We start from the raw sequence: 11,627 nt of genomic DNA on the forward strand, positions 1-11,627 counted from the left end.
TGAAGCTGCCCCGGAGGGCTCCCCATGAGCTATGTGATCGACCGACGCCTCAATGGCAAGAACAAGAGCACGGTGAACCGCCAGCGATTCCTGCGGCGATACCGTGACCACATCAAGAAGGCCGTGGAAGAAGCGGTCAGCCGCCGTTCCATTACCGACATGGAACATGGCGAACAGATCAGCATTCCCGGCCGCGACATCGACGAGCCGGTGCTGCACCATGGCCGCGGCGGCAAACAGACCGTCGTGCACCCCGGCAACAAGGAATTCACCAGCGGCGAGCACATCCCTCGCCCGCCGGGTGGAGGCGGTGGCAAGGGGCCCGGCAAGGCCGGTAACTCCGGCGAGGGCATGGACGAGTTCGTGTTCCAGATTACCCAGGAAGAATTCCTGGAGTTCATGTTCGAAGACCTGGAGCTGCCAAACCTGGTCAAACGCAACCTGACCGGCACCGATACCTTCAAGACCGTGCGCGCCGGCATCAGCAATGAAGGCAATCCATCTCGGATCAATATCATCCGCACGCTCCGGTCAGCCCACGCCCGGCGCATCGCCCTGTCGGGCAGCAGCCGGGCGAAACTGCGCGAGGTCAAGGAAGAGCTGGCTCGACTGAAGCGCGAGGAACCTGACAATTTCGGCGACATTCAGGACCTGGAAGCGGAAATAGAGAAACTCAGCGCCCGTATCCACCGGGTTCCGTTCCTCGACACCTTCGACCTCAAGTACAACTTGTTGGTCAAACAGCCAAACCCCAGCTCCAAGGCCGTGATGTTCTGCCTGATGGACGTTTCAGGCTCCATGACCCAAGCCACCAAAGATATCGCCAAGCGATTCTTCATCCTGCTGTATCTGTTTCTCAAGCGGAACTACGACAAGATCGATGTGGTGTTCATCCGCCATCACACCAGCGCCAGGGAAGTGGATGAAGAAGAGTTCTTCTACTCCAGGGAAACCGGCGGCACCATCGTCTCCAGCGCCTTGAAACTGATGCAGGAAATCATGGCCGAGCGTTATCCGGCCAATGAATGGAACATCTATGCAGCCCAGGCGTCCGACGGGGACAACTGGAACGACGACTCACCGATCTGCCGTGACATCCTGATCAACCAGATCATGCCGTTCGTCCAGTACTACACTTATGTGGAGATTACGCCACGGGAACATCAGGCCCTGTGGTATGAATACGAACGCATCGCCGAAGCCTTTTCCGACACTTTTGCGCAACAGCAACTGGTCTCGGCCGGGGATATCTACCCGGTCTTCCGTGAACTCTTCCAGCGCAGGTTAGTGACATGACCGCCAAAAAAGAGCAGAAGCGCCAACCCATCTCCACCGGCTCCGAATGGACGTTCGAGCTTATCCAGGCCTACGACCGCGAAATCAGCCGTATTGCGGACCGTTATGCCCTCGACACCTACCCCAACCAGATCGAGGTGATCACCGCCGAGCAAATGATGGACGCCTACGCGTCGGTCGGCATGCCGCTGGGTTATCACCACTGGTCCTATGGCAAGCACTTCCTCAGCACTGAAAAATCCTACAGTCGCGGTCAGATGGGGCTGGCTTATGAGATCGTGATCAATTCCGACCCCTGCATCGCCTATCTGATGGAAGAAAACACCATTTGCATGCAGGCACTGGTGGTGGCGCACGCGTGCTATGGCCATAACAGTTTCTTCAAGGGCAACTACCTGTTCCGAACCTGGACCGACGCCAGTTCGATCATCGATTACCTGGTATTCGCCAAGCAGTACATCATGCAATGCGAGGAGCGCCACGGCATCGATGCCGTGGAAGACCTCCTGGACTCCTGCCATGCCCTGATGAACTATGGGGTGGACCGCTACAAAAGGCCGTATCCGATTTCCGCCGAAGAAGAACGCCGGCGCCAGAAGGACCGTGAAGAACACCTGCAAAAGCAGATCAACGACCTGTGGCGCACCATTCCCAAGGGCGCCGACAAGTACAGCGAGAAGGACAACGCGCGATTCCCCGCCGAACCCCAGGAAAACATTCTCTATTTCATCGAAAAACACGCACCGTTGCTGGAGCCGTGGCAGCGGGAGATTGTGCGCATCGTGCGCAAGATTGCCCAGTACTTCTACCCGCAACGCCAGACCCAGGTCATGAACGAGGGGTGGGCCACGTTCTGGCACTACACCTTGATGAACGACCTGTATGACGAAGGCCTGGTCACCGACGGCTTCATGATGGAGTTCCTGACATCCCACACCAGCGTGGTGTTCCAACCCGGATTCGACAGCCCTTATTACAGCGGTATCAACCCTTACGCATTGGGTTTTGCCATGTACCGCGACATACGACGCATGTGCGAGGCCCCCACCGAAGAGGACCGTCGCTGGTTTCCGGAAATTGCCGGCTCGGACTGGTTATCCACGATCAAATTCGCCATGAGCAGCTTCAAGGACGAGAGTTTTATCCTGCAGTACCTCTCGCCCAAGGTGATCCGCGACCTGAAACTGTTCAGCATTCTCGATGACGACCAGAAGGACGACCTGCTGGTGCCCGCCATCCACGACGAAAGCGGCTACCGCATCATCCGCGAAACCCTGGCCGCTCAGTACAACCTGGGCAATCGCGAGCCTAACGTACAGATCTACAGCATCGACCGGCGAGGAGATCGTTCGCTGACCTTGCGTCACCAGGCGCACAACCGCAAACCGCTGGGTGACTCTACCGATGAGGTGCTCAAGCATTTGCATCGCCTGTGGGGCTTCGACATACACCTGGAAACCCTGCAGGGCGACCAGGTCATGAAAACCCACCATGTCCCCCCCAGAAACGAACAGACTGAAGGCGATTACGGCCGCCTGGACCTGGCCGTCATCCATCTTTGATCCCGTTTTCGCCTCCGTTGGCCCGACGCAAAGGTTATCCTGTCGGATCAACGGAGGTTTTTTATGCAGATCTATAAAGTCGGCGGCGCCGTTCGCGATCGCTTGCTGGGCATCCCCGTCGCCGACATCGACCGGGTCGTGGTGGGCGCCACCGCCGAGGAAATGCTCGCCAAAGGGTTTCGCCCCGTGGGTGCTGACTTTCCCGTGTTTCTCGACCCGCGCACGGGCGAGGAATACGCCCTCGCCCGCACGGAACGCAAAAGCGGCCGGGGTTACGGCGGCTTCGTGTTTCATGCCAGCCCTGAAGTCACCCTTGAGGAAGACCTGGTTCGCAGGGACCTGACGATCAATGCCATGGCGGAAGATGATCATGGCAACCTCACCGACCCCTACCACGGCCAGCGCGACCTCGAAGCCCGCCTGCTGCGCCACGTTTCTCCGGCGTTTGCCGAAGATCCGCTCCGAGTCCTGCGGGTTGCCCGCTTTGCCGCCCGTTATGCTCCGCTGGGTTTCAAGGTTGCGGACGAGACTCTGGAGCTGATGCGCCAGCTCAGCGATTCTGGCGAACTGGAAGCCTTGACCGCCGAGCGCAGCTGGAAGGAAATTTCCCGCGCCCTCATGGAAAACCAGCCACAGGTGTTCATCCAGGTCCTGCGCGACTGCGATGCCCTGAAGGTCCTGATGCCTGAGGTCGATGCGCTATTCGGCGTGCCGCAACCCGAAGCCCATCACCCGGAAATCGATACCGGCGTACACACCCTGAGCGTGCTGGAACAGGCCGCCCTGCATCAACAACCGCTGACAGTCCGCTGGGCCTGCCTGTTGCATGATCTCGGCAAAGCCCTGACACCCGAGCAGGATTGGCCGCGACACATCGCCCATGAGCACAAGGGATTGAAACCGATCAAGGCGGTTAACGAACGCTTCAAAGTGCCACGGGACTGCCAGGAATTGGCGCTATTGGTTGGGCAATATCACACCCATGGCCATCGTGCGCTCGAATTGAAAGCGTCCACCTTGCTCGAATTGCTACAAAGCTTTGATGTGTACCGCCGCCCCCAGCGCTTCGAAGAGTTTATCGCAGCCTGCGAAATGGATGCCCGAGGCCGCAAAGGCCTGGAAAATCGAAGTTATCCACAAGCGGATTATCTGCGCGGCGCGGCAGCGGTGGCGCGCGGGGTGGCGGTGCAGCCATTGCTGGAGAAAGGCTTCAAAGGGCCTGAACTGGGGGAGGCGATCAAGCGCGAGCGGCTCAGGGCTTTGAAAGCGTACAAGGAGGGAGCGAACTGACAGGGCTTCATGCCCGCTTGCACATTCAACGGACGAGTGACCGCCATCGCGAGCAGGCTCGCCCCCACAGTGTCGGTATCGGATACCTCTGTGGGAGCGAGCCTGCTCGCGATGGCGTCAGGAAATTCGCAACAGGTCCGAAGACGTCAGCTGCTCGCCCCGCCATTCAAAAGCCACCGGCGCCAGGACCTGATCAATCTGCGATTCGTCCCACAACGTGGCAAAACTTTTACCTACGCTTGGGTGAACGCGATCCGGCGCAATCAACGACAATGGCCACAAGACAAAGGCATTTTTCAGAATTTCCGCTCGCGGCAGAATCAGACCATCGAAATTGCCGACCTGCTCGCCATACAACAACACGTCGATGTCCAGCGGCAGCCCCTTGCGGTCCGGTGCATAACGACCATTATCCGCCTCGATGCACTTGAGACGACGATCCAGTTCCATCAACGGCAGGTCCGTGAAGGCCGACACGACGAAATTGAAGAAAGGCCCACTCTTGATGCCCACCGGCTGGCTCTCGAACACCGCCGAACAGCGCATGTCCACCAGAAACGCCGCAAGGGCTTCAAGCCCCGCGCACAAATGGGTTTCGCGCTCGATATTGCTGCCGAGCCCGAGAAAAACCTGTGTCAGCGACATCCGCGCTCGATCTCCACACCCACTCCGCTGGCCGCCGGAACCGCGCCAGGCTTGGTTACTTTCAGACGCAACCAGGTAATCTTGAACTCATCCATCAGTTCCTGGGCCAGCCGCTCGGCGAAAGTCTCGACCAACTCGAACCGGGCCTGCTCGGCAAATGCCTGGATGCGCGATGTGACACTGGCGTAGTCGAGCGCCAGACTCAGGTCATCGCCTGCGGCGGCCGGGCGATTATCCCAAGCGAAACGCAGATCCAGCCGCAGGCACTGTCGGATGTCTCGCTCCCAGTCGTAGGCACCGATTACCGTGTCGACTTCCAGGCCCTCGATAAACACTCTGTCCAAGCACTCTTCTCCGCAGCACGACAAGGGCGCAATGCGCCGTTAGAATCAGGGCATCCTCGCCCGGAATAGTTAGCATGTTTTGGTTACTGGCGATCCTCGCCTACCTGCTCGGCTCGCTGTCCTTCGCCATTGTGCTCAGCCGCCTGACGGGTCACCCCGACCCGCGAATGAGTGGTTCAGGCAATGCCGGCGCCACCAACATGCTGCGCCTGGCCGGACGCAAACTCGCCGTCCTGACCTTGCTTGGCGACCTCTGCAAAGGCCTTGTGCCAGTCCTGATCGCCAGCCTTGCAGGGCTTTCCTTGCAGCAACAGGCCTGGATCGGTGTCTGCGCGGTCATCGGTCATCTGTTCCCGCTGTACTTCCGCTTTCGGGGCGGCAAGGGTGTCGCCACCGCCGCCGGCATGCTGCTGGGCCTGTATCCGCCCGCCGCACTGCTGGCCGTCTCGGCCTGGCTGCTGATGTTCTACCTGACCCGCACCAGCTCATTGGCTGCACTGATCGCCACTCCGCTGACCCTGCCGTTGCTAGCCTGGCAGGAACCCGAGGCCTTGCTGCCAATGACCGCACTGGTGGCGCTGATCGTCTGGCGTCACCGGGGCAATCTACGCGACCTGTTCGCCGGGCGCGAACGGCATTTTTAAATACTTCACAACGGCGACAGCTGCTCCATGGGCCAGCGCGCCTGCACACTGATCGCCAGGCTTTCCTGTTGGCCAGCCTGCAGGCGCTGACAGCCGGCAAAGGCGATCATCGCGCCGTTATCGGTGCAGAATTGCGGCCGGGCGTAATAAACATCGCCTTTCATGTCGCCAAGCATTTTTTCCAGCGACACCCGCAGGGCCTTGTTCGCGCTCACGCCGCCGGCGATGACCAGGCGCTTGAGCCCGGCCTGTTTCAGGGCGCGCTTGCATTTGATGGTCAAAGTCTCCACCACGGCCTGCTGGAACGCCAGCGAGATGTCGCAACGGGCTTGCTCATGGTCGCCCCCGGCGCTGACGCACTGTTGCCAGGTGTTCAGGGCGAAGGTCTTCAAGCCACTGAAACTGAAATCCAGCCCCGGGCGGTCGCACATCGGCCGGGGAAACAGGAAGCGTCCTTCAACCCCTTGAGTCGCTAGCCGTGCGATTTCCGGTCCACCCGGATAATTGAGGCCCATCATCTTTGCGGTTTTGTCAAAAGCTTCGCCAGCCGCGTCGTCCAGGCTTTCCCCCATCAGCGCGTATTGACCGATACCGTCGACGCGGACCAGTTGCGTATGGCCGCCGGAAACCAACAAAGCGACGAACGGAAACTCTGGCGGCTGCGGCTCCAGCATGGGTGCCAGCAGATGGCCTTCCATGTGATGCACGCCCAAGGCGGGTATGCCCCAGGCAAAAGCCAGCGCCTGGGCACAGGAAGCCCCGACCAACAACGCCCCCACCAGGCCCGGCCCGGCGGTGTAGGCAACGGCATCGATCTCGGTCGGCACACAGTCGGCTTCGGCCAGGACCTGACGTATCAGGGGCAGCATGCGCTTGACGTGATCGCGGGACGCAAGCTCGGGCACCACGCCGCCGTAGGCGCGGTGCAGGTCGATCTGACTGAACAGCGCATCGGCCAGCAGGCCGCGTTCACTGTCGTAAAGCGCGACGCCGGTTTCGTCGCAGGAAGTTTCTAATCCCAGTACTAGCATGGGTTTGCGCCTTGTGGAGGCTGAATTCGAAGGCGCGCATAATAGTCGCCACGTTGTGCCCCGACCAGCGGTTTTCGATCAGAGGCTTTGCATTCCTGGCGTTGAGGGGTTAACATCCGCAACCCTTAAAAACCGACGTCTTCAAGTGCTCTTTTGCCGCGAGGATGTTGACCCCGGTAATGAATGAAGGTAGCTCTGGATGCCAGCCGTCAAAGTAAAAGAGAACGAACCCTTCGACGTAGCTCTGCGTCGTTTCAAGCGCTCCTGCGAAAAAGCCGGTGTTCTGGCTGAAGTTCGTAGCCGCGAATTCTACGAGAAGCCGACTTCCGAGCGTAAGCGCAAAGCAGCAGCCGCTGTTAAGCGTCACGCCAAGAAAGTTCAGCGCGAACAGCGCCGCGCCGTACGTCTGTACTAATACACAGACGTTCGTAGCAAGCTTCTGCCAAGCCCGGCCTTCAAGCCGGGCTTATGGCATTTGCGGAATAACGCTTGATGCTTCACTGTCAAAGCCGCAGACGCGACCGAGACAACTGCTTCATCACGTCAGACCTGGCTCTTTTGCCAGCGGTGCACGTCTCTTCTGACGAGCCTTCCAAGGCTACTGACGAGCACACCCTGATTCCTCTAACGACGATCAGCCCATGGCACCTGCTTGCGTGCCCGCTCGATGAGCTATCCGAGGCCTGACCGGCCGTTACCGGATTCAGCGCAACATATTCAAACAGTCGAATACTGATGGTAATTAACGTCAGTGGATTATCGGCAGATACACTTCCCGACAGCAATGATGCAGACAACCCGGTCGAGCCACCGTTTACAGTGTCTCAAAACCAGGACCCGGTTACGCCTGCTGATTCCGGGCCCCTATTTCGCGCAGTGATGATGAGAACGCCATGGCCGGGCTGATTCCCCAGAGCTTTATTGACGACCTCCTGAACCGCACCGACATCGTCGATGTGGTCAGCTCTCGCCTGCAAATGAAAAAGGCCGGCAAGAACTACACCGCCTGCTGTCCGTTCCACAAGGAAAAAACCCCCTCCTTCAGCGTCAGCCCCGACAAGCAGTTCTATTACTGCTTTGGCTGTGGTGCTGGCGGCAATGCCCTCGGCTTCATCATGGACCACGACAACCTGGATTTCCCCCAGGCCGTCGAAGAACTGGCCAAAGCCGCCGGCATGGAAATTCCTCGCGAGGAAAGCGGTCGGGCGCACAAGCCGCGCCAACCCACCGACTCGCCGCTCTATCCGCTGCTGACCGCGGCGGCTGATTTTTATCGCCAGGCCCTGAAAAGCCATCCGGCCCGCAAGGCCGCGGTGGATTACCTCAAGGGCCGCGGCCTGACCGGCGAAATCGCCCGGGACTTCGGCCTCGGCTTCGCCCCGCCGGGCTGGGACAATCTGTACAAGCACTTGAGCAGCGACACACTGCAGCAGCGCGCCATGATCGACGCCGGCCTACTGATCGAGAACGCCGAAACCGGCAAGCGCTATGACCGCTTCCGCGACCGGGTAATGTTCCCGATACGTGATACGCGCGGGCGAATCATTGCCTTCGGCGGCCGGGTATTGGGCGACGACAAGCCCAAGTATTTGAATTCACCGGAAACACCGGTGTTCCATAAGGGCCAAGAGCTGTACGGCTTGTACGAAGCCCGCAAGAACAACCGCAACCTCGACGAGATCATCGTCGTCGAAGGTTACATGGACGTCATTGCTCTCGCCCAACAAGGCCTGCGCAACGCCGTTGCGACGCTGGGCACGGCCACCAGCGAAGAGCACATGAAGCGGCTTTTCCGTGTCGTGCCCAGTGTGCTGTTCTGTTTCGACGGCGACCAGGCCGGCCGCAATGCCGCCTGGCGCGCACTGGAAGCCACGCTGCCATGCCTGCAGGATGGCCGACGGGCACGCTTTCTGTTCCTGCCGGAAGGCGAGGACCCGGATACCCTGGTGCGCTCAGAAGGCACCGATGCGTTCCGCGCGCGGATCAATCAACATGCGCAGCCATTGGCCGATTATTTTTTCCAGCAGTTGACCGAAGAGGCCGACCCGCGCTCCCTCGAAGGCAAGGCCCACATGGTCACCCTCGCGGCACCGCTGATCGACAAGGTACCCGGCGCCAACCTGCGCACACTGATGCGCCAGCGCCTGACCGAAATCACCGGGCTCAACAGCGAAGCGGTCAGCCAACTGGCCCATAGCCCCCCTGCGGAGGCACCACCGGCGTACGACCCGGGCATCGACTACGACGCGATGCCGGATTTCGCCGACTACCATCATCCGCAGCAGGACTATGGGCCGCAGCAGGAATGGACACCGAAAAAAGCCGGTAGCGGCGGCAAGAAATGGGACAAGAAACCCTGGGACAAGAACGGCAAGCGCGGCGATCGCGACCAACCACGTGCCCCACGCGTGCCGGTAGGCGTCGAAGCACCAACTCTGATTGCTCTTCGCACGCTCATTCATCACCCGCAGATGGCTAGCAAGGTCGAAACTGCTGATCATTTCGCAAATGAGAGCAATACCTATGCCCAGCTACTGGTGGCACTGGTCGAGGCCGTGCAGAAAAATCCTAAGCTAAGCTCCATTCAGCTCATGGCTCGCTGGCACGGAACCGATCAGGGGCGCCTGCTTAAGGCGTTAGCAGAAAAAGAGTGGTTGATTGCAAATGACAATCTTGAACAACAGTTTTTAGACACCATTACTAGGTTATCCGCGGGTCAACACGCACAGAACCTGGAAGACCTCATCAGGAAAGCAAGACAGCCGGGGCTGACCGCGGAGGACGCCAGCCAGATAGCAAATGAGATGCGTGAACTATTAAAACGCAATGTCTCCACATCAAACCCGACCTCAACTGGCGCGTGAGGTCACAGCTCAGGTATAATCCTCGGCTTGTTTTTTGCCCGCCAAGACCTTCAGTGGATAGGGTGTTATGTCCGGAAAAGCGCAACAGCAGTCTCGTATCAAAGAGTTGATCCTATTGGGTCGTGAGCAGGGCTACCTGACTTACGCGGAGGTCAACGACCACCTGCCGGAGGATATTTCAGATCCGGAACAGGTGGAAGACATCATCCGCATGATCAACGACATGGGGATCAACGTATTCGAGGTTGCGCCAGATAAGGATGCCCTTATGCTGGCCGACGCCGATACCGACGAGGCGGCCGCTGAAGAAGCGGCCGCAGCGCTGGCGGCTGTCGAGACCGACATTGGTCGCACCACCGACCCTGTGCGCATGTACATGCGTGAAATGGGTACGGTAGAGCTTCTCACGCGTGAAGGCGAAATCGAAATCGCCAAGCGTATTGAAGAAGGCATCCGTGAAGTGATGGGCGCAATCGCGCACTTCCCTGGCACGGTCGACCATATTCTCTCCGAGTACACTCGCGTCACCACCGAGGGTGGCCGCCTGTCCGACGTCCTGAGTGGCTACATCGACCCGGACGACGGCACCACGCCGCCTGCCGCCGAAGTGCCGCCGCCAATCGACGCCAAAGCCGAGAAGGCCGACGACGACAGCGATGACGACGACGCAGAAGCCAGCGATGACGAAGAAGAAGCCGAAAGCGGCCCTGATCCGATCGTCGCCGCACAGCGCTTCGGCGCTGTGGCCGAGCAGATGGAAATCACCCGCAAGGCGCTGAAAAAGCACGGTCGCGACAACAAGCAGGCGATTGCCGAGCTGTTGGCCCTGGCCGAGTTGTTCATGCCGATCAAGCTGGTGCCCAAGCAATTCGAAGGCCTGGTCGAGCGCGTTCGCAGCGCCCTGGATCGTCTGCGTCAGCAAGAGCGCGCGATCATGCAACTGTGCGTGCGTGATGCCCGCATGCCACGTGCCGACTTCCTGCGTCAGTTCCCCGGTAACGAAGTCGACGAAAGCTGGACCGATGCATTGGCCAAAGGCAAGACCAAATACGCCGAAGCCATTGCCCGCCTGCAACCGGACATCGTTCGTTGCCAGCAGAAGCTGAGCGCGCTGGAGACCGAAACCGGCCTGAGCATCGCCGAGATCAAGGACATCAACCGTCGCATGTCGATCGGTGAGGCCAAGGCCCGCCGCGCGAAGAAAGAGATGGTCGAAGCGAACTTGCGTCTGGTGATCTCGATTGCCAAGAAGTACACCAACCGCGGCCTGCAATTCCTCGACCTGATCCAGGAAGGCAACATCGGCCTGATGAAAGCGGTGGACAAGTTCGAATACCGTCGCGGCTATAAGTTCTCGACCTATGCCACCTGGTGGATCCGCCAGGCGATCACCCGTTCGATCGCCGACCAGGCCCGCACCATCCGTATCCCGGTGCACATGATCGAGACCATCAACAAGCTCAACCGTATTTCCCGGCAGATGTTGCAGGAAATGGGTCGCGAACCGACTCCGGAAGAGCTGGGCGAACGCATGGAAATGCCTGAGGACAAGATCCGCAAGGTATTGAAGATCGCCAAAGAGCCGATCTCCATGGAAACGCCGATCGGTGATGATGAAGACTCCCATCTGGGTGACTTCATCGAAGACTCCACGATGCAGTCGCCGATCGATGTCGCCACCGTCGAGAGCCTCAAGGAAGCGACCCGTGAAGTACTCTCCGGCCTCACAGCCCGTGAAGCCAAGGTACTGCGCATGCGTTTCGGCATCGATATGAATACCGACCACACCCTCGAGGAAGTCGGTAAGCAGTTTGACGTGACGCGCGAGCGGATTCGTCAGATCGAAGCCAAGGCGTTGCGCAAACTGCGCCACCCGACACGAAGCGAGCATCTGCGCTCCTTCCTCGACGAGTGACCTTCAAAACCCCCGGTCCTGCCGGGGGTTTTGTCA

The 11,627-nt window shown here is 59.4% G+C and carries 10 protein-coding genes; 7 read left to right on the forward strand and 3 right to left on the reverse strand.

Annotation, left to right across the window (positions count from 1 at the left end):
• Nucleotides 1-24 precede the first annotated feature (24 nt).
• From FGE05_RS00220 to FGE05_RS00230, 3 genes are all read left to right on the forward strand, one after another.
• Nucleotides 25-1,296 carry a YeaH/YhbH family protein gene (locus tag FGE05_RS00220; protein ID WP_139640604.1) on the forward strand — a complete coding sequence of 424 codons (1,272 nt, stop codon included), beginning with the start codon at nt 25-27 and terminating at the stop codon, nt 1,294-1,296.
• A complete protein-coding gene (locus FGE05_RS00225) occupies nt 1,293-2,858 on the forward strand; it encodes a SpoVR family protein (RefSeq protein WP_041023941.1) in 1,566 nt (521 codons plus the stop codon). Before FGE05_RS00220 ends, FGE05_RS00225 begins: the two co-directional genes overlap by 4 nt.
• Before the next feature lie 63 nt (nt 2,859-2,921).
• Nucleotides 2,922-4,148, forward strand: a complete 1,227-nt coding sequence (locus FGE05_RS00230; RefSeq protein WP_139640606.1) for a multifunctional CCA addition/repair protein — start codon at nt 2,922-2,924, stop codon at nt 4,146-4,148.
• A gap of 117 nt (nt 4,149-4,265) precedes the next feature.
• On the opposite strand, the gene folK is transcribed toward FGE05_RS00230, so the two are convergent.
• Nucleotides 4,266-4,793, reverse strand: a complete 528-nt coding sequence (gene folK, locus FGE05_RS00235; RefSeq protein WP_139640608.1) for a 2-amino-4-hydroxy-6-hydroxymethyldihydropteridine diphosphokinase — start codon at nt 4,791-4,793, stop codon at nt 4,266-4,268.
• Nucleotides 4,784-5,137 (reverse strand): dihydroneopterin aldolase, encoded by a 354-nt coding sequence (gene folB / locus FGE05_RS00240; protein WP_139640610.1) that lies wholly within the window; start codon nt 5,135-5,137, stop codon nt 4,784-4,786. Before folB ends, folK begins: the two co-directional genes overlap by 10 nt.
• A 74-nt stretch (nt 5,138-5,211) precedes the next feature.
• Between folB and plsY the strand changes: the two genes are divergently transcribed.
• Nucleotides 5,212-5,781, forward strand: a complete 570-nt coding sequence (plsY, locus tag FGE05_RS00245) for a glycerol-3-phosphate 1-O-acyltransferase PlsY (RefSeq protein WP_024777402.1) — start codon at nt 5,212-5,214, stop codon at nt 5,779-5,781.
• A gap of 5 nt (nt 5,782-5,786) precedes the next feature.
• Here plsY and tsaD read toward each other — a convergent pair whose 3' ends face one another.
• Nucleotides 5,787-6,812: a tRNA (adenosine(37)-N6)-threonylcarbamoyltransferase complex transferase subunit TsaD gene (gene tsaD / locus FGE05_RS00250; protein WP_139640612.1), complete on the reverse strand. Its 1,026-nt coding sequence runs from the start codon at nt 6,810-6,812 to the stop codon at nt 5,787-5,789.
• Nucleotides 6,813-7,011: 199 nt separating this feature from the next.
• On the opposite strand from tsaD, the gene rpsU reads away from it, so the two are divergent.
• The 3 genes from rpsU (at nt 7,012) to rpoD (ending at nt 11,591) form a co-directional block, all read left to right on the forward strand.
• A complete protein-coding gene (rpsU, locus tag FGE05_RS00255) occupies nt 7,012-7,227 on the forward strand; it encodes a 30S ribosomal protein S21 (RefSeq protein ID WP_002551877.1) in 216 nt (71 codons plus the stop codon).
• A gap of 478 nt (nt 7,228-7,705) precedes the next feature.
• Nucleotides 7,706-9,676: a DNA primase gene (dnaG, locus tag FGE05_RS00260; protein ID WP_139640614.1), complete on the forward strand. Its 1,971-nt coding sequence runs from the start codon at nt 7,706-7,708 to the stop codon at nt 9,674-9,676.
• A 67-nt stretch (nt 9,677-9,743) separates the two neighbouring features.
• Nucleotides 9,744-11,591 (forward strand): RNA polymerase sigma factor RpoD, encoded by a 1,848-nt coding sequence (rpoD, locus tag FGE05_RS00265; protein WP_139640616.1) that lies wholly within the window; start codon nt 9,744-9,746, stop codon nt 11,589-11,591.
• Nucleotides 11,592-11,627 lie beyond the last annotated feature (36 nt).

Origin of the sequence: Pseudomonas sp. ICMP22404, from assembly GCF_006227205.1 — a bacterium.
Lineage (GTDB): Bacteria > Pseudomonadota > Gammaproteobacteria > Pseudomonadales > Pseudomonadaceae > Aquipseudomonas.